This is a genomic window from Zobellella denitrificans (genome assembly GCF_002407485.1).
Taxonomy (GTDB): domain Bacteria; phylum Pseudomonadota; class Gammaproteobacteria; order Enterobacterales; family Aeromonadaceae; genus Oceanimonas; species Oceanimonas denitrificans.
Window position 1 is genome coordinate 1,375,477 of the sequence record NZ_CP012621.1, and the last position, 17,728, is coordinate 1,393,204.

The following is a 17,728-nucleotide window of genomic DNA, read 5'->3' on the forward strand; positions in this document are numbered from 1 at the left end:
CAACCATGGCCAAGGTGACAACGGCCCTGCTCCAGGGTGTCAGCTACCACTGGAACGGGCAGGACATATTGGTGGACGACGGGGTCAACCTGCCGTGGTCGCTGCCGGGCGGCAGCCTGGAAGAGGTCGAACTCTTCGATGGAGAGGGAGAGCCGCTGGGATCCTTCTCCATCGATTTTGAGGAGCAACGCTGGTCCCTGTGGGGGCAGGGAAGCGCCGGGGAAGTGATCCTGCTGGATGAAAGCGGGGCACGCCTGCAGCCCGTTGCCAGGGCGGGGGAGCTGGACGATATCCTGCTGCAAGAAGGCGTTCCCCTGCCTTCCACCGGGCTGGTTTCCGGCAATGGCCCCGGGGAGCTGGTATTGCCGGATCTCGACGACATCCTGGACGAAGTGATGGATTTGGATGAGACTCTTCCTGCGACTGCCCCTGACACAGCGGGGCTCAGCAGCGAGCTGATCGACGATGTGGTCAACTGGCTGGCGGTGTATCATCATCACGATTGAACCGGTCGGGCCCATCCGGGTCAGATATCAGGTCATTTCCATCATGAGGCAACACCATGCGTATTTTCCCCCTCGGCAGCCTGTCACTGCTGCCCTTGTTGTTCAGCTCGGCCAGCTTCGCCATCGCCGTGCCCGATGCCCCCCACCTGGTCACCCAGGGCCAATCCGAGATCCGGGTTGAACCCGACATGGCGACCCTATCGGTCTCGGTGACCGCGCTCAAGCCGGAAAGCCGCGCCGCCAAGGAAGAGGTCGACACCAAGGTCGCCGCCCTGTTCAGCAGCCTGGCGGGGCTGGGCATCAACAAGGAAGATATCGACAGCGGCAATGTCATCACCCGTCCCGATTATCGCTATCCGAAAGACGGGGACGGTCCCGAGCTGAAAGGATACCTGGCCGAGCGGCAGATCACGGTGCGGCTGTACGATCTGGAACAATTGAGCCCGGCGCTCAACAAGATACTGGAGCAGGGCATTCAGAACATTCAGCAGGTCAGCTACGGCAGGCGTGATGCGGACGAAGTGCGCCGGGAGGCCCGCGCGGCGGCGGTGGCCAACGCCCAGGCCCTGGCCGAAGAGCTGGCGGCGGGCTTTGGCCGCAGCCTGGGCGAAGTGTACGCCATCGAATACCAGGCACAGGGGCCCATCATGCCGCGTCCCTTCGGCATGATGGCGAAGATGGCTTCGGCCGAGAGCCTGGACGCCAGCTATGTGCAGAACGAAATCCAGTTCAACGACTCGGTACAGGTGGTGTTTACCCTCGAATAAAAGGTGGCCGGGGAAAGGGAATATTCCCCGGATGCTCCGTCCGGAGCCGGCCGATTCCCCCGCAGTAAAAGGGTTCAGTGATTAAAAAAAAATTTATAACTTAAAAAAACGTGACCTTGATTACAGAAATTCCCTAAAGCCGATGTTTTTGATACTTTATGGTCCTATAACGCAGTTGTCATAAAGGACCAGGTAATGGCTAACTATTCTTTAGATAAAGAAAAAATTAAAATTTTATTATTGGAAGGCGTGCATCCAGGCACCGTTGATTCCTTTAAAAATGCTGGCTACAGCAATATCGACTATCTGAAGACCTCTCTGGCAGAAGATGAACTCAAGGAACGCATCAAGGACGTTCATTTCGTCGGCATCCGCTCCCGTACCCAACTGACCGACACCGTGCTGGACGCGGCCGACAAGCTGGTGGCCATCGGCTGCTTCTGCATCGGCACCAACCAGGTCGATCTGGCGGCGGCCGAGATCCGCGGTATTCCGGTGTTCAACGCCCCCTTCTCCAACACCCGCAGCGTGGCCGAACTGGTGCTGGGTGAGCTGTTGCTGCTGCTGCGCGGCATCCCCGAGCGCAATGCCCTGGCTCACCGCGGTATCTGGCAGAAAACCGCCACTCATTCCTTCGAGGCGCGTGGCAAGAAGCTCGGCATCATCGGTTACGGTCATATCGGCACCCAGCTCGGCATTATCGCCGAGGGTATCGGCATGCAGGTGTTCTACTACGATATCGAAAACAAGCTGTCGCTCGGCAACGCCACCCAGATTGCCAGCCTGGAAGAGCTGCTCAACATGTCCGACGTGGTGTCCCTGCACGTGCCGGAAACCCCCCAGACCAAGAACATGATTGGCGCCGAGGAGCTGGCGATGATGAAGCCGGGTGCCATCCTGATCAACGCCTCCCGTGGCACCGTGGTGGAGATCGAGGCCCTGGCCGAGGCCCTGCGCAGCAAGCATGTCGCCGGTGCCGCCATCGACGTCTTCCCGGTCGAGCCCAAGTCCAACGATGAAGAATTCATGTCGCCGCTGCGCGAGTTCGACAACGTCATCCTGACTCCCCATGTCGGCGGCTCCACCCAGGAAGCCCAGGAGAACATCGGCTACGAAGTGGCGGGCAAGCTTATCAAGTACTCCGACAACGGCTCCACCCTGTCGGCGGTCAACTTCCCCGAGGTGTCCCTGCCCGAGCATTCCGGCACCAGCCGGCTGCTGCACATCCACCATAACAAGCCGGGCATACTGAATCAGATCACCCAGGCTTTCGCCAGCGAAAACATCAATATCGCGGCCCAGTATCTGCAAACCTCGCCGAAAATCGGTTATGTGGTGATCGATGTGGAAACCGCCCAGAGCGAGCAGGCCCTGACCAGGCTCAAGGCCATCGAGGGCACCATCCGCGCCCGTATCCTGCACTAAGAAGCTAGAAGCTAGAAGCTAGAAGCTAGAAGCCCGGGAAACCGGGCTTTTTATTTGCTCAAATTGTCGGTTGTTCACCTTGGCCGTTACGGGCTACAGCACTTCCGGCCGGATATCCAGCTCATCCACAAAGCGCTCCACACTCAGCTCCGCCTGCTTGACCTCGTCGAAGCTGGCGAGGTGGCACACCGCATCCCCCTCGTTGACCAGCGGCATGGTCAGGCAGCCGATGACGATGCCGCTGCGCGGTGCCGTGACCTCGCAGGTGTCGGCGCCCAGGGGGGCGCTGATGGTGCCCAGGCACTGGCCCTTGCTGACCCGGTCGCCGAGGCGGGCCTTGAGGTGCAGCAGGCCGTCCTGCTCGGCCCGGATCCAGGTGCTGGATTTGGCGATCATGGGTTTAACCTTGGCCTTGCCGGCCACCGGTTTCAGCATGCCGAGGCCGCGCATCACGTTGAGCACGCCCCGGGTTCCGGCCTTGATGGCGAGCGGATCGAAGCGCAGGGCCTCGCCTGCCTCGTAAAGGATCACGGGGATGCCCCTGCTTTCCGCCACCGCCCGGAGCGAGCCGTCGCGGATGCTGGCGTCCAGCACCACGGGGGCGCCGAAGTCGTCCGCCATCTGGCGGGTGGCGGGGCAGTCCAGCCTGGCCCGGATCTGGGGCAGGTTGGATCTGTGGATGGCCCCGGTGTGCAGATCCACGATGTGGCTGCATTGGCTGACGATCTCGTCCACGAAGAAATGGGCCACCCGCGCGCCGAGCGAGCCTTTCTCCGAGCCGGGAAAGCAGCGGTTCAGATCCCGCCGGTCCGGCAGGTAGCGGGACTTGTGGATAAAGCCGAATACATTGACCACGGGCACCGCCACCAGGGTGCCCTTGAGCCGCGCCGGGTTTACCCGGGCCAGCACCTGGTTGACGATCTCGATGCCGTTCAGCTCGTCGCCGTGGATGGCGGCGCAGATCAAGAGCACCGGGCCGGGCTGCCGGCCATGCACCACCTCCAACGGCACCGTCAGGGGCGACTGGGTATAGAGCTGGGCCAGGGCCAGTTGCAATACCCGGCGGCTGCCGGGCGTTATCTGGGTACCGGCGATAGGAAAGCTCTCCCGCATCAGCCGCGCTCCTGAGACTTGCGTTTCTTGTGGGCGTGTTTTTCGATGTACTGGATCATCAACTCTGCCACGTCCTTGCCGGTGGCCTGCTCTATGCCCTCCAGCCCGGGGGAGGAATTGACCTCCATTACCAGGGGGCCGCGTTTGGAACGAAGCAGATCCACCCCGGCCACGCTCAGGCCCATGGCCTTGGCCGAGGCGATGGCGGTCTTGCGCTCCTCCGGACTGATGCGCACCAGGGTGGCTTCACCGCCCCGGTGCAGGTTGGAGCGGAACTCGCCCTCCCTGGCCTGGCGCTTCATGGCGGCAATGACCCTGTCGCCCAGCACGAAGCAGCGGAGATCGGCGCCGTTCGCCTCTTCGATGAATTCCTGCACCATGATGTTGGCTTTGAGTCCCATAAAGGCCTCCAGCACGCTCTCCGCCGCCTTGCGGGTTTCCGCCAGCACCACTCCTATGCCCTGGGTGCCCTCGAGCAGCTTGATCACCAGAGGCGCGCCGCCCACCATGTCGATCAGATCCGGCACATCGCCGGGCTTGCAGGCGAAGCCGGTGATGGGCATGCCGACGCCCTGGCCGGACAGCAGCTGCAGCGAGCGCAGCTTGTCCCGGGAGCGGCTGATGGCGGCGGAGTGGTTCAGGGAATAACAGCCCATCATCTCGAACTGGCGCAGCACCGCGGTGCCGTAGAAGGTGATGGAGGCGCCGATGCGCGGGATCACGGCGTCGAAATGCTCCAGCTCCCGGCCCTGGTAATGGATGGAGGGCTTGTTGTCGTTGATGTTCATGTAACACTTGAGGGCATCGATGATGGTGACCTTGTGTCCCCGCACCTCGGCCGCCTCCCGCAGGCGGCGGGTGGAGTACAGGGACGCGTTACGCGAAAGAATGGCAATGTTCATGGGTTTCATCAGGCTTGGCACGGCTCTCTGTTTCTCGATCCGGGGGAGCATAAAATCAGGCCCACTATCTACGCTATCCGGGGGGCCGGCGCCAACAAGAAAAAGCGGGGTTGGGGTCAAAAATATTCGTTTTGCGGTCAAAGCGCCACTATTGTCGATTTATCCGGCAACGGCCGGGCGGCGTCCGGTTTCGGCCGGCACCTTTATTTGTGGCGCCCGCTGTGCCTAAATAATAATCCCATGTGAGCGGGCGGCAGCATACTGGCCGGCTGCCCGGCAGCCAACCGAGCGAGGAGGAGCCATGTCTTCCATTTCGAAGCTATCCACACTGAAACTGGGCGAACAGTCCTGTCTCTACTACAGCCTGGAGCAGGCGCCGGGCGGCAAGGCCCTGGCCCGCCTGCCCAAGTCCCTCAAGGTGCTCGCCGAGAACCTGCTGCGCCACCAGGGACAGGACGGCGTCGGCCCGGACGATATCGCCGCCATGGCCGACTGGCTGAACGGCGGTACCAGCGAGCGGGAGATCGCCTTTCGTCCGGTGCGGGTGCTGATGCAGGACTTTACCGGGGTGCCGGCGGTGGTGGATCTGGCCGCCATGCGCCAAGCCGTGCAACGCCTGGGCGGCGAGGTGGAAAAGGTCAACCCGCTGACGGCGGTGGATCTGGTCATCGACCATTCGGTGATGGTGGACGCCTTCGCCGACGACAAGTCCTTCGCCACCAACGTGGACCTGGAAATGGCCCGCAACGGCGAGCGCTACGCCTTCCTGCGCTGGGGTCAGCAGACCTTCGACAACTTCCGGGTGGTGCCGCCCGGCACCGGCATCTGCCACCAGGTCAACCTGGAATACCTGGGCCGGACCGTGTGGCGCCTGCCCGGCGAGGGCGACACCGTCGTCTGCCCCGACACCCTGGTGGGCACCGATTCCCACACCACCATGATCAACGCCCTGGGCGTGCTCGGCTGGGGCGTGGGCGGCATAGAGGCGGAGGCGGCGATGCTGGGCCAGCCGGTGTCCATGCTGATCCCCGAGGTGGTGGGCTTTAAACTGAGCGGCAAGTTGCGCGAGGGCATCACCGCCACCGATCTGGTGCTCACCGTCACCGAGATGCTGCGCAAGAAGGGGGTGGTGGGCAAGTTCGTGGAATTCTACGGCGACGGCCTGGCGAGCCTGCCCCTGGCGGACAGGGCCACCATCGCCAACATGGCGCCGGAATACGGCGCCACCTGCGGTTTCTTCCCGGTGGACGAGGAAACCCTGCGCTACCTGCGGCTGACCGGTCGCGACGAGGAGCAGCTCGCACTGGTGGAAGCCTATTGCAAGGCCCAGGGCCTGTGGCGCCACCCCGGCGACGAGCCGGTGTTCACCGACACCCTGAGCCTGGACATGGGTCAGGTGGAGGCCTGCCTGGCCGGGCCCAAGCGGCCCCAGGACAGGGTACCGCTGTCGCGGGTAGCGGAAGCCTTTGCGCTTGGCAACCAGATCAAGGTGGAAGCGGCCCAGCAGAGCCGACTGGAAAATGAAGGCGGCCAGACGGCGGTGGGTGCCAATCAGCCATCTGCCGGCACCGAATTTTCCCTAGATGGCCAAAACCATCGGCTGCAGGAGGGCGCCGTGGTCATTGCCGCCATTACCTCCTGCACCAATACCTCCAACCCCAGCGTGCTGATGGCCGCCGGCCTGCTGGCCAAGGCGGCGGCGGAGAAGGGCCTGACCCGGGCGCCCTGGGTCAAGAGTTCCCTGGCACCGGGCTCCAAGGTGGTGACCGACTACCTGAAGAAGGCCGGGCTGATGCCCTGGCTGGAGCGTCTGGGCTTCTACCTGGTGGGCTATGGCTGCACTACCTGCATCGGCAACTCGGGCCCCCTGCCCGAGCCCATCGAGCAGGCCATCCGGCAGGACGACATCACGGTCGCCTCCGTGTTGTCGGGCAACCGCAACTTCGAAGGTCGCATCCATCCCCTGGTCAAGGCCAACTGGCTGGCCTCGCCGCCGCTGGTGGTGGCCTACGCCCTGGCCGGCAACATCAAGGTGGATCTGACCCGGGATCCGCTCGGTACCGGCAAGGACGGAAAACCGGTCTACCTCAAAGATATCTGGCCCAGCCAGCAGGCCATCACCAAGGCGGTGGAGCAGGTGAACAGCGAGATGTTCCGCAAGGAATATGCCGAGGTGTTCGAGGGCGATGAGCGCTGGCGGGCCATCGCGGTCACCGGCGGTAGCACCTTCGACTGGCAGCCGGATTCCAGCTATATCCGCCATCCGCCTTTTTTCGAGACCATGGGCAAGGAGCCCGAGCCGGTGGCGGACATCAAGGATGCCCGGCTGCTGGCCATACTGGGAGATTCGGTGACCACGGACCATATTTCCCCGGCCGGCAACATCAAGGCCGACAGCCCGGCGGGACGCTACCTGCGGTCCCTGGGCGTCGAGCCGCGTGATTTCAACTCCTACGGCTCGCGGCGCGGCAACCACGAGGTGATGATGCGCGGCACCTTTGCCAATATCCGCATCCGCAACCTGATGCTGGACGGGGTGGAAGGGGGCGAGACCCGCCATTATCCCAGCGGTGAGCAACTGGCCATCTATGACGCGGCCATGCGCTACCAGGAGGAGGGCGTGCCCCTGGTGGTGGTGGCCGGCAAGGAGTACGGCACCGGCTCCAGCCGCGACTGGGCCGCCAAGGGCACCCGCCTGCTGGGCGTACGCGCGGTGATCGCCGAATCCTTCGAGCGCATCCACCGCTCCAACCTGATCGGCATGGGGGTGGTGCCGCTGGAATTCACCGGTGGCGACAGTGCCGCCGGCCTGGGGCTAAAAGGAGACGAGCGGCTCGGCATCCGCGGCCTGAACGAGCTGACACCCGGCAAGACGCTGACGGTGGAGATAACGGACGCCGACGGCAAGGAGCGGGAGATCCAGGTGCGCTGCCGTATCGACACCGGGGAGGAACTCACCTACTACCGCCACGGCGGCATACTGCACTATGTGATCCGCAGAATGCTCTGAAGCCGGAAGCTTGAGGCTGGAAGCTGGAAGCAAACCGAGGGGGGCAGACTCGGCTTCCAGCTTACGTCTTCCAGCTGTTTTTTAACCCAGGGTGGCGAGGATCACCTGGTCGGGGGCGAAGCAGGCGAAGGCGCGGCTGCCCGGGGCGGGCAGGGGTTCCTGCGCCGGGCGCAGGGCGTGGATCTCATGGCCCTGATCCAGTCGCAGGGTAATTTCGTTGAACTGCTCGCCGCTGGCCACCTCGACGATGGCGCCGGCCAGGCGGTTGCGGGTGTCGTCGGCTGGCGCCGTTTCAACGGCGACCCAGGGCGCCTTGATCAGCGCCAGCACCTCCTTGCCCGGCGCCAGTCCCAGCCGCCGGCAGCTTTGTTCGGTGATGTCCGCGTAAAGCAGGGCGCCGCCGTCCAGCCGCAGCCGGACCTTGCGGCTGAGATCGCTCGGATCCATTCCTTCCACCCGGGCGAAGAACTGATTGCGGGCGCTGGTCTGCAGGCCGAAGCGCGCCACCACCGCCAGCAGGCTGTCGAGGGAGGCGGCCTCGTCCTGCAGGGCGTCCACCGCCATCCGCTCTATCCGGGCCAGCAGGCTGTAGACTTTCAGCAGCCGCTCGCCATAGGGGGTGAGGCGGGCGCCGCCGCCGCCCTTGCCGCCGGCCTCGCTCTCCACCACCGGCTGTCCGGCCAGCTCGTTCATCTCGCGCACCGCGTCCCAGGCCGACTTGTAGCTGATGCTGGCGGCCTTGGCGCCCTGGCTGATGGAGCCCTGTGCGCGAATGCATTCCAGCAGGCGGATGCGCTTGGGGTTGACGAACAGCCGACCCTCGCGGTGCAGGCTGAGCAGGAGTTCCAGATCCATATTCATCTACCGAGTGAAAAGGGCATTGTCCCCGGAAAGCCGGGCGGCCTCAACTGCCCGGCGCCTTATTCCAGCAGGGCCATGGACTTGATCAGGGCCTGGGCCGACATGCCCGGGGCCAGGGCCAGCTCGGCCACGGACCAGGCGGTCAGCTCCGCCAGCAGGGGCTGGCCGTCGGCCAGCCGGCAGATCACCAGTTGGTGACCTTCCACCACCGGGCCGATTTGTGTGATGTGCACCGGCAGGCGGTTGCGGATGCTGAGGCGCCCCGGCGCCTCCAGGGCCAGGCTGACATCCCGGGCCAGGATGCGCAGGCGCCGGCTGGTGGCGGGCGGGGTGCCCCGGGCGCCGGCCCAGAGGGTGGCGGCCGCCGTGTGGAAGGGATAAAGGCCGTGCCGGTCACGCTCGCCCAGCCGGCCTTCCAGCACGGAAACCGGCCCTTCCTCGTCGAACAGGGGGGAATCGGGGCGCACCAGGGCTTCCCGCAGGGGGGAAATGGCGTCGACCCGTCCCCGGCTCATAAACAGCACCCGATCCGCCAGCCGCTCCACCTCCTCCGGGGCATGGGTCACCATCAGTATGGGCACGCCGGCCTCCCGGGCCAGGCGGGAGAGGAAGGGCATGATCTCCCGCTTGGTCTGGGTATCCAGGGCCGACAGGGGTTCGTCCAGCAGCAGCAGCCGGGGGCTGGCGAGCAGGGCCCGGCCCAGGGACACCCGTTGGCGCTGGCCGCCGGAAAGCCGATCGATGGTGCGCTCGAGCAGCGCCTCTATGCCCAGCATGGCCGTCACCTCGGCCAGGCTCAGGCGCCGCTCCGCCACCGGGGTGCGACGCAGGCCGTACTCCAGGTTGCCTCGCACCGACAGGTGGGGCAGCAAACTGTGCTCCTGAAACACCAGGCCGATGCGCCGCCGGTGCAGGGGCAGAAAGTGGCGGCCCTGCTGCCAGCGCTGGTCGCCGAAACGGACCTCGGCCTCCGGCACCTTGTCCAGGCCGGCAATCAGGCGCAGCAGCGTGGTCTTGCCGCAGCCGGAGCGGCCGAACAGGGCGGTGACTCCGTCCAGTGGCAGGGAAAAATCCACATCCAGCTCGAAATCCTGGCGTTGCAACCGGGCTTTGACAACAAGGCTCATAGGCGGACGCTCTCGAAACGGCGGCTGACGGCATAGACCACGAACAGCACCAGGAAGGCGAACACCAGCAGCAGCAGCGACAGGCTGTGGGCCGCGTCGTAGTTCATGGCTTCGGCGTGATCGTAGATGGTGGTGGACAGTACCTTGGTCTGGCCGGGGATGCTGCCGCCCAGCATCAGGATCACCCCGAACTCGCCCAGGGTATGGGCGAAACTGAGGGTGGCGGCGATCACGAAGCCGCCCCGGCTGAGCGGCAACAGCACGGTAACAAAGCGATCCAGGGGGCCGGCGCCGAGGGAGGCGGCCACCTCCAGCGGGCGCCGGCCCTGGGCGGTAAAGGCCTCCTGCAGGGGTTGCACCGCGAAGGGCAGGGAATAGATCACCGAACCTATCAGTATGCCCTCGAAGGTGAAGGCCAGATGATTGAGCCCCAGGGACTCCAGGGTGCCGCCGACCCAGCCGCGGGGGCCCAGGGTGATCAGCAGGTAGAAGCCGAGCACCGTCGGCGGCAGCACCAGGGGCAGGGCCACCAGTGCCTGTACCGCGATGCGCAGGGGGGAGCGAGGGCCGGCCAGCCACCAGGCCAGGGGGGTGGCGATGACCAGCAGGATCAGGGTGCTGTACAGGCAGAGTTTGAGGGTGACCTGGATGGCGACCCAGTCGCTGGGACTCAGGCTGAGCATAACAACTTATCCTTTCGCGTCTTCCATGAAAGAGCCCCGGCCTCGCGAGGTGGCGGGGACGGGCTCAACGGGGCCGGCGGGTTAGCCGAGTCCGGAGATGTTAGCGCTGTTGATCGGGCAGCAGAAAGCCGTATTTTTCCATGATGGCGTGGGCCGGCTCGGTCGCCATATAGCGGGCGAAGCCCCTGGCCGCCTCGTTGTGCTCCGCCCTCTTGGTCACCACATAGCCCTGGGTCAGGGGCTGGTGCAACCGGTCGTCGATCAGGTAATGGCCGTGGCTGGCCAGATCCGGGAAAAGCGCCAGGGAGAGGGCGATGATGCCCACATCGGCCGCCTCCGACGCCACCATCTGGGCGGTGTGGGCGATATTCTCCCCGAACACCAATTTGTTTTGCACCTGCTCCCAGACGCCTACCGCGGTCATCGCTTCCTGGGCACGGGCGCCGTAGGGGGCATGGGCCGGCTGGGCGATGGCGATGCGCTTGATGTCGTCCCGGGTCAGGTCCGCCAGGGTAAGTTGGCCGGCATCCAGGCGTGTGCTCCAGAGTACGATGCGGCCGATGGCGTAGACTTCCGGCTCGGTGGCGGTCAGGCCTTCCTCCTTGAGTTTTTCGGGAAAGGCGATGTCGGCGGAAAAGAACACATCATAGGGGGCGCCGTTGATGATCTGGGTGGTCATCTTGCCGGAGGAGCCGTAGATCACCTCCACCTGCTGGTCCGGGTGCTCGGCCTTGTACCCCTCGAGGATGTCGTCCAGGGCGTAGCGCAGATCCGAGGCGGCGGCGATGGTGAACTTTTCCGCCTGGGCGGTGAAGGAAAGCCCCAGGGCCAGCAGCAGACCGAGTATCCATGTCATCGGGTGTTGACTCCATCCAAGGTAACAGGGAGGGTGATATTTCGCTGTATAAAAAAATAATAGCGATTGGCGTAATGTAGTGGGTTATATAACCCTTGGCAAGATCTGTTTTTATTTGAAAATAATTAGGGGGGTATAACGGGAGGAGAAGGGCCAGACAGAACGCCTGGCCCGGGCGGGATCAGGCGCCCTTGCGCACCACGCCCTCGGGGGTGCCGATCAGCAGCACATCGGCGCCACGTTCGGCGAAGAGGCCGTTGGTGACCACGCCGACGATGGCGTTGATGCGGGTCTCCAGGCCCTTGGGATCGGTGATCTTGAGACCGTGCACATCCAGGATCTGGTTGCCGTTGTCGGTAACCACGCCTTCCCGGTAGACGGGGCGGCCGCCGAGCTTGGCCAGTTCCCGGGCCACGTACTCCCGCGCCATGGGGATCACTTCCACCGGCAACGGGAAGGCGCCCAGCACCTCGACGGTTTTGCTGCCGTCGACGATGCACACGAACTTGTCGGCCACGGCGGCCACGATCTTCTCCCGGGTCAGGGCCGCGCCGCCGCCCTTGATCATCGCCATGGCGCCGTCGATTTCATCGGCGCCGTCCACATAGACCGCCAGCTCGCCGACCTCGTTGAGATCGAAGACTTCGATGCCCAGTTGCTGCAGCCGGGCGGTGGAGGCCTCGGAGCTGGACACGGCGCCCTTGATCTGGTCCTTGATGGAGCCGAGGGCGTCGATAAAGTGGTTGACGGTGGAGCCGGTGCCCACGCCCACCAGGGTGCCCGGGGTCACGTACTCCAGCGCCGCCCAGCCGGCGGCCTTTTTCATTTCGTCTTGTGTCATGGCTGTGCTGTCTCCTGCAAAAGTGCCGCGCATTATAGCAAAGGCGGCCCTGCTTGCATGCGGCTTTTACCAGCGCCAGTGCCGGTTGGGCGTGAGCAGCTCGGGCAGGGGCACGTCCCAGTGGTCGGTGGGAATGGCGGCCAGTTGCTGGCAGTCGTGGGCCAGGCCCACCGGGCGCGGACCCTGGCCCCGGTGCCAGCCGGACAGGGTCCTGTCGTAGAAGCCGCCGCCCATGCCCATGCGGTTGCCGGCGGCGTCGAAGGCCACCAGGGGGGTGTAGATAAGCTCCAGCTCCGCCTTGGGCAGCAGCAGGCGTACATCGAGCCGGGGCTCGGGAATGCCGAAGCGGTTGGCGATGAGCGCCGTGTCCGGATCGTAGCGCAGAAAGAGCAGGTGGCCCGGGCTGAAGTGGTGCAGTACCGGCAGGTAGACCTGGGCGCCCCGGGACCAGTACCAGTCGATCAGCGGCTGGGGGTCGAGTTCGCCGTCGTTGGCCAGGTACAGTGCCACCCGCCGGGCCGAGGCCAGGTGAGGGGTGTCGGCCACCCGCTCTGCGATGGTGCGGGCCGCGGCGTCCTGTTCGGCCTCGGTCAGCCGGCGGCGGGCCTGGCGTATCTGCTGCCTGATCTGGTGTCTGTCAGTCATGGCGGGTTCCGGTAAAAAAGAGACTAACGGCAGCTTATCGCAGTCTTCGCCGGCAATGCAAAGCGGCCGTCAGCGATGCCAGGGGCTGTTTTTCAGGCGCAGGTACAGTTCTTCCACCTGGGTGCGGGCCCAGGGGGTGCGGCGCAGGAACTTGAGGCTGGACTTGATGCTGGGATCCTGCTTGAAGCAGTTGATATTGACCCGCCGGGCCAGCTCTTCCCAGCCGTAGCGTTCGACCAGCTCGGTCAGCAGGGCTTCCAGGGTGATGCCGTGCAGGGGATTATTGGGTTGCTCTGCCATCGATGGGCGCCTGTTATGGGGTGAAAACAGCGCCGATTGTAGCAGGGTGGCGCAGCTCGGCAACCCGCATGTCGGCAACCCGCACGTCGGCAGTGTCCGATTTCCATTTGGCCTTCAGCATGATCCAGAACAAGTCTGTTTTTGCCAAAGGCGGCTACCCTCAAAGAGGTGTTAATGGACTGTAACGGACTCGCCAGAGTCATGGAAAAAGGAGTTCAAGATGCTGCTGCAACGAATGCCGGTGGTGGTGGCCTGCTTCCTGGCGGGGCTGGCCGTGGCCTGGGTCAGCCAGGGCAAGGGGGTGGTGAAAGCGGATCCCGGACGCAATATCTGGATACCGGACAAGCTGACCATGCCGCTTCGGGTACAGGTGGCCTACAACGACGAGCGGATATTCTTCCGTTATCGCTGGCCGGCGGACCGGCCCCATGTCTACCACGACATGCTGCGCTACCAGGACGGGCTCTGGGTGCGCCATGGGGCCTCCCGGGTGGGCCCGGATCCCGACGGTACCTATGAAGACAGGGTCACCATGCTGGTGGATGACGGCCGGGTACCGGAATTCGGGCGCTATGGCGGCTACATTACCGTGGGCGCCGGCATGCGTTTTTTTACCGACCAGGCCGACAAGGACGAGGTGGCCGCCCATCCCCACCTGGGCCGGAAGCTCGGCACCAACGAGGTGCAGAAACACCTGCCGGAGACCCGCCATGACCCGGCCGACTGGCGCAGCCTGAAGCCGGAGCCGGAACTGGCGGCGCAGCGGGCCGCCGGCTACTTCCTCGATCTCTGGCACTGGCGGGCCGGCCGCTCCAATGCGGTGGGCATGTCCGATGACCAGCTGGTGGCCGAGCACCGGCTCAGCGATGCCGGTCGGGGAGCCTTCACCGACAACTGGGATCCGCAGCACCAGCAGCCCCTGTTCATGTTCGACCGCGACAAGGCGGGCATCGACGCCCTGCGCTGGCAGCAGGTCCAGGCGGAGGCGGTCGACTTCGACGGCATCTATTACCTGTCCGACGCCCTGGCCAAGCCCTTCGACCCCGACTATCCCTGGCAGCAGGACGATGTGATACCGCGCCGCCTGCTGCGGGAGGGGCAGGGCTCCCGGGGCGATATTACCGTGCAGGGCCAGGGGCGCTGGCAGGCGGGCTGGTGGGATGTCACCCTGACGCGGGCGCTGGATACCGGCAACCCGCTGGACGACAAGGCCTTTCATCCCCAGGGGCGCTACGATCTGGCGTTTGCGGTGCACCGGGACGCCACCGGCAGCCGCTGGCACTATGTCTCGCACCCCCACACCCTGGGGCTGGGACGGGAGGCCGACCTGTCCGCCCGCTATTTCAGCGGCGACCGGCCCGACTGGCCGGAGGAGGGCTGGACCGACATCACCCTCTTTTATCCTGGTCAGGTCAACTGGCCCCTGCTGATCAGCCGGGCCCACGCCGGGGCTCCCGACATCGCGGCGGGAGCCCCGGTGCGCCCCCGGCACAGCGAGCGACAGCTGGCCATCTACGGGGTGGAGATGGAATTCAATGACGAAATCATCCGCCAGTGGCGGCTGACCCTGATCGCAGGCCTGGTACTGATGCTGGGGCTCTGGCTCGGCCTGCGCCGGCACTTCAGCACCTTCAAGGGAGAGAGATCATGACAGGCATGCATCATATGCTGGTTCATTTTCCGCTGGCGCTCTGGGCCCTGGCCGCCCTGATGCTGCTGCTGGGGGTAGGGGTACGGGGAGCCGCGGGTCGGCTCTGCCGTGGCGGGGTGCTGGCGGTGCTGGCCCTGGCCTGGCTGGGAGCCCTGGCGGCGATAGCGAGCGGCCTGCTGGTATGGCCGATGGAGGCCAGCCTCAACAGTCCGCTGACGCGCAACCATCTGCTGATGGCACTCTGGGCCACCGCCTTGTGGACGGTGATCACCCTGCTGGTCTGGCGGGGCGGCGAGCAGGCCTTCAGCGGCGGACGAGGCGCCGTGCTGGTGGTGCTGGCGCTGGTCGGCAGCGGCCTGTTCGCCATCACCGGCACCCTGGGCGGGCACCTGGCCGGGGCGCCGACGGCCATGTCCCACCTGCTGGAGCGACTGGGCTGGAACCTCTACGGTACCTTCTACCTGCCTTACTGGGCCCTGTTGCTGCTGCTGGCGCTCGGAGGGCTTTGCCTGATCGGCGGCCTGGGCAACAAGCGGAGGTAATAAGGGACAACCACGGGCGGGGCCGGGCATTTGTTTCGGTGCCGCCTGAAATAGGGAGGATTCGGTTGGAGAAGGGTCCCCGGAGTGCCGTTGCAGGTGTTAGTCCTTGAACCCTATGGTTCAAGGCGGAAACCCGGTATCTGCCGCAGGCGTCTCGGTCGGGCCGAGCTTGCTCAATAGCAAATAACGCGACTTTCCTTTGCTGTCGATATCGGCTCAGGGACGCCACCCACTGACGGACACCCCAGGGAAAACAAACTGATTGTAACGCTTAACCGACTTTGCTGGCCAGCGCTTCCTCGATGGTATGCTGCAGCATCTTGATGCGCTTATCCATGGCATCAGCGTACTGATTGTTCTTGTCCTTTTCAAGCTCGAGCTCGTGGCAGACATTGAGCGCCAGCATGATGGCGATTTGCTCGTTGGAAGCCGACTTGCCGCCCTGCTTGAAATTGCGGATCCGCTCGTTGAGCATGTTGGCCGCCCTATGCAATGCCGCTTCCTGTCCGACAGGGCAGGCCACCTTGTACGGGCGCCCGAGTATAACGATGTCGATTGCCGCTGTGGTCATGTGGTCCTCAGGTGGCGTGCAATGGGCAATAAAATTGTGGCGACTATATAGTGGCGTTCCAGAAGTTTCAAGGGGTTGCTGGCCTGGACCGGGCCACAGTGCTAGGATCCGCAGTAATATGTGCCACCTTTTCGCCAATCGAGTAAATGATGAACGACAACGCCCGTCTCGACTATGACGCCTTCACCTCCCTGCTGGAAGAACACAACATGGTGGCCACCGCCGCCGAGGTGCACGGCGTTATCTGCGGCCTGATCTGCGGCGGCATGGCCAAGGACGATGCCCGCTGGCAGCAGCATTTCAACGATTTGCTGAATGACGGTTTCGGCCTGCCGGCCGAGTTGAAGAAGGCGGTCAACCTGCTGTTCTACCGGGTGTACGAGGACCTGCTGAGCCAGCACCGGCTGGAGCTGCTGATGCCGGACGACGACCAGCCCCTCGACGAGCGGCTGGATGCCATGATGGAATGGGCCGGCGCCTTCCTGGCCGGTTTCGGGGTGGTGCAGCAGGAGTTGAACAAGGCCTCGCCCGAGCTGCAGGAGATGATCCAGGACATCAGCAACATCACCCAGGTCTCCGGCGAATTCGAGCAGGAAGACGAAGAGAGCGAAGCGGCCTACACCGTGCTCTACGAGCACCTGAAACTGGGCGCCACCCTGGCCTTCGAGGAATTCGGCAAGGGTCAGCCCGCGCCCCGGCGTCCCACCCTGCACTGATCCCCGTTACCGCAACCGCCTATGACCCATTTTGACGTGGTAATCAACGGCGCCGGCATGGCCGGCGCCGTCCTGGCCCTGGGGCTGGCCGCCCTGCGCCGGCCCGACGGCTCCTCCCTGTCCATCGCCGTGATCGAGGCGGCGCCGCCCGACTTCGATGCCCATCCCGGTTTCGATGCCCGCAGCATCGCCCTGGCCTGGCACAGCCGTGAGCTGCTGGAACAGCTGGGGCTCTGGGCGCGGCTGGCTCCCCTGGCCACGCCCATCACCCATATCCAGGTATCCGACCGGGGCCATTTCGGCCGGGTGGAGATGACGGCGTCCGAATACCGGGTGCCGGCCCTGGGCTATGTGGTGGAACTGACCCCGGTGGGGCAGGGGCTCTACCGGCAGATGGCCGAGCGACCCAATATCCGGCTGCTGTGCCCGGCCAGGATCAAGGAATTTGTCCAGCAGCCCGATAACATAGTGCTGACCCTGGACGACGGCGCCGCCTTCAGCGCCGCCCTGCTGGTGGCGGCCGACGGCAACCGCTCCCTGGTGCGCCGGCAACTGCGGCTGCCCTGCCGCCAGCTGGACTACGGCCAGTGCGCGGTGATCGCCAACGTGGAAAGCGCCGAGCCCCACCGGGGGCGGGCCTTCGAACGCTTCACCCCCGAGGGGCCCATCGCCCTGCTGCCCATGAGCCAGGGGCGCAGTTCTTTGGTGTGGTGCGCCAGTCACGAACGGGCGAAAGCACTGATGGCGCTGGATGATGCGGCCTTTCTCGCCGCCCTGCAGCGGGAGTTCGGCTACCGCCTGGGCCGCCTGGTGCGCACCGGCGAGCGCCACCGCTACCCCCTGGTGCTGGACGAGGTGGAGCGGCCCTGGCACCACCGGCTGGTGCTGGTGGGCAATGCCGCCCACCTGCTGCACCCCATCGCCGGCCAGGGGTTCAACCTGGGGCTGCGCGACGTGGCCGCCCTGGCGGCGGCCCTGCGACAAGCCCTGGCCGACGGGCGGGATATCGGCAGCCATGGCGTGTTGTCGGGCTACGGCCGGGCGCGGCAGCCGGATCAGGCCGCCATCGTCGGCCTGACCACGGCCCTGGCGCTGCTGTTCTCAAGCGATCACCCGGCCCTGGCGGCCGGGCGCAACCTGGGGCTGACGGCCATGGCGGCCTGCCCTTCCTTCAAGAGTCAACTGGCCTGGCGGGCCATGGGCAAGAGGTAA

Annotated in this window: 18 protein-coding genes and 1 other RNA gene; 8 read left to right on the forward strand and 11 right to left on the reverse strand. The window is 64.9% G+C overall.

From position 1 onward, the window contains the following. Positions 1-5 precede the first annotated feature (5 nt). From AN401_RS06535 to serA, 3 genes are all read left to right on the forward strand, one after another. A complete protein-coding gene (locus AN401_RS06535; RefSeq protein ID WP_094037907.1) occupies positions 6-506 on the forward strand; it encodes a hypothetical protein in 501 nt (166 codons plus the stop codon). Positions 507-562: 56 nt separating this feature from the next. Continuing rightward, positions 563-1,273, forward strand: a complete 711-nt coding sequence (locus AN401_RS06540; protein ID WP_096778847.1) for an SIMPL domain-containing protein — start codon at positions 563-565, stop codon at positions 1,271-1,273. 195 nt (positions 1,274-1,468) lie between these two features. Then, positions 1,469-2,698, forward strand: coding sequence for a phosphoglycerate dehydrogenase (serA, locus tag AN401_RS06545; protein ID WP_094037905.1), 1,230 nt, complete (start codon positions 1,469-1,471; stop codon positions 2,696-2,698). Positions 2,699-2,791: 93 nt separating this feature from the next. Here the strand turns inward: serA and AN401_RS06550 are convergent, their stop codons facing one another. Together AN401_RS06550 and rimK are read right to left on the reverse strand one after the other, a co-directional pair. Continuing rightward, complete coding sequence (locus tag AN401_RS06550; RefSeq protein ID WP_094037904.1) at positions 2,792-3,811, reverse strand: succinylglutamate desuccinylase/aspartoacylase family protein; 1,020 nt, start codon at positions 3,809-3,811, stop codon at positions 2,792-2,794. Then, positions 3,811-4,713 (reverse strand): 30S ribosomal protein S6--L-glutamate ligase, encoded by a 903-nt coding sequence (gene rimK, locus AN401_RS06555; protein ID WP_094037903.1) that lies wholly within the window; start codon positions 4,711-4,713, stop codon positions 3,811-3,813. Before rimK ends, AN401_RS06550 begins: the two co-directional genes overlap by 1 nt. Before the next feature lie 301 nt (positions 4,714-5,014). Here rimK and acnA point away from each other — a divergent pair, with 301 nt between their 5' ends. Further along, positions 5,015-7,723, forward strand: a complete 2,709-nt coding sequence (gene acnA / locus AN401_RS06560; RefSeq protein WP_094037902.1) for an aconitate hydratase AcnA — start codon at positions 5,015-5,017, stop codon at positions 7,721-7,723. A gap of 81 nt (positions 7,724-7,804) precedes the next feature. On the opposite strand, the gene AN401_RS06565 is transcribed toward acnA, so the two are convergent. From AN401_RS06565 to AN401_RS06595, 7 genes are all read right to left on the reverse strand, one after another. Then, positions 7,805-8,578 carry a TOBE domain-containing protein gene (locus AN401_RS06565; RefSeq protein ID WP_096778848.1) on the reverse strand — a complete coding sequence of 258 codons (774 nt, stop codon included), beginning with the start codon at positions 8,576-8,578 and terminating at the stop codon, positions 7,805-7,807. A gap of 65 nt (positions 8,579-8,643) precedes the next feature. Continuing rightward, positions 8,644-9,711: a molybdenum ABC transporter ATP-binding protein gene (modC, locus tag AN401_RS06570; RefSeq protein WP_094037900.1), complete on the reverse strand. Its 1,068-nt coding sequence runs from the start codon at positions 9,709-9,711 to the stop codon at positions 8,644-8,646. Continuing rightward, positions 9,708-10,385: a molybdate ABC transporter permease subunit gene (modB, locus tag AN401_RS06575; RefSeq protein WP_198401882.1), complete on the reverse strand. Its 678-nt coding sequence runs from the start codon at positions 10,383-10,385 to the stop codon at positions 9,708-9,710. The genes modC and modB overlap by 4 nt, the downstream gene beginning before the upstream one ends. A 109-nt stretch (positions 10,386-10,494) precedes the next feature. Continuing rightward, positions 10,495-11,250 (reverse strand): molybdate ABC transporter substrate-binding protein, encoded by a 756-nt coding sequence (modA, locus tag AN401_RS06580; RefSeq protein ID WP_096778850.1) that lies wholly within the window; start codon positions 11,248-11,250, stop codon positions 10,495-10,497. 181 nt (positions 11,251-11,431) lie between these two features. Continuing rightward, positions 11,432-12,091: a ribose-5-phosphate isomerase RpiA gene (rpiA, locus tag AN401_RS06585; protein ID WP_096778851.1), complete on the reverse strand. Its 660-nt coding sequence runs from the start codon at positions 12,089-12,091 to the stop codon at positions 11,432-11,434. Between the two features lie 66 nt (positions 12,092-12,157). Continuing rightward, complete coding sequence (locus AN401_RS06590) at positions 12,158-12,736, reverse strand: 5-formyltetrahydrofolate cyclo-ligase (protein ID WP_094037896.1); 579 nt, start codon at positions 12,734-12,736, stop codon at positions 12,158-12,160. A gap of 69 nt (positions 12,737-12,805) precedes the next feature. Next, on the reverse strand, positions 12,806-13,036 hold the full coding sequence (locus AN401_RS06595) for a VF530 family protein (RefSeq protein ID WP_094037895.1): 231 nt from the start codon (positions 13,034-13,036) through the stop codon (positions 12,806-12,808). 220 nt (positions 13,037-13,256) lie between these two features. Here AN401_RS06595 and AN401_RS06600 point away from each other — a divergent pair, with 220 nt between their 5' ends. Together AN401_RS06600 and AN401_RS06605 are read left to right on the forward strand one after the other, a co-directional pair. Beyond that, positions 13,257-14,687 carry an ethylbenzene dehydrogenase-related protein gene (locus AN401_RS06600; RefSeq protein WP_096778852.1) on the forward strand — a complete coding sequence of 477 codons (1,431 nt, stop codon included), beginning with the start codon at positions 13,257-13,259 and terminating at the stop codon, positions 14,685-14,687. After that, positions 14,684-15,229, forward strand: a complete 546-nt coding sequence (locus AN401_RS06605; protein WP_096778853.1) for a DUF2231 domain-containing protein — start codon at positions 14,684-14,686, stop codon at positions 15,227-15,229. The genes AN401_RS06600 and AN401_RS06605 overlap by 4 nt, the downstream gene beginning before the upstream one ends. A gap of 72 nt (positions 15,230-15,301) precedes the next feature. Here the strand turns inward: AN401_RS06605 and ssrS are convergent. Further along, a non-coding RNA gene (gene ssrS / locus AN401_RS06610) (6S RNA) lies at positions 15,302-15,483 on the reverse strand. 17 nt (positions 15,484-15,500) lie between these two features. After that, complete coding sequence (locus AN401_RS06615; RefSeq protein ID WP_094037892.1) at positions 15,501-15,800, reverse strand: cell division protein ZapA; 300 nt, start codon at positions 15,798-15,800, stop codon at positions 15,501-15,503. A 149-nt stretch (positions 15,801-15,949) separates the two neighbouring features. On the opposite strand from AN401_RS06615, the gene AN401_RS06620 reads away from it, so the two are divergent. Beyond that, positions 15,950-16,516: a UPF0149 family protein gene (locus AN401_RS06620; protein WP_094037891.1), complete on the forward strand. Its 567-nt coding sequence runs from the start codon at positions 15,950-15,952 to the stop codon at positions 16,514-16,516. Between the two features lie 21 nt (positions 16,517-16,537). Beyond that, positions 16,538-17,728 (forward strand): 2-octaprenyl-6-methoxyphenyl hydroxylase, encoded by a 1,191-nt coding sequence (ubiH, locus tag AN401_RS06625; protein ID WP_096778854.1) that lies wholly within the window; start codon positions 16,538-16,540, stop codon positions 17,726-17,728.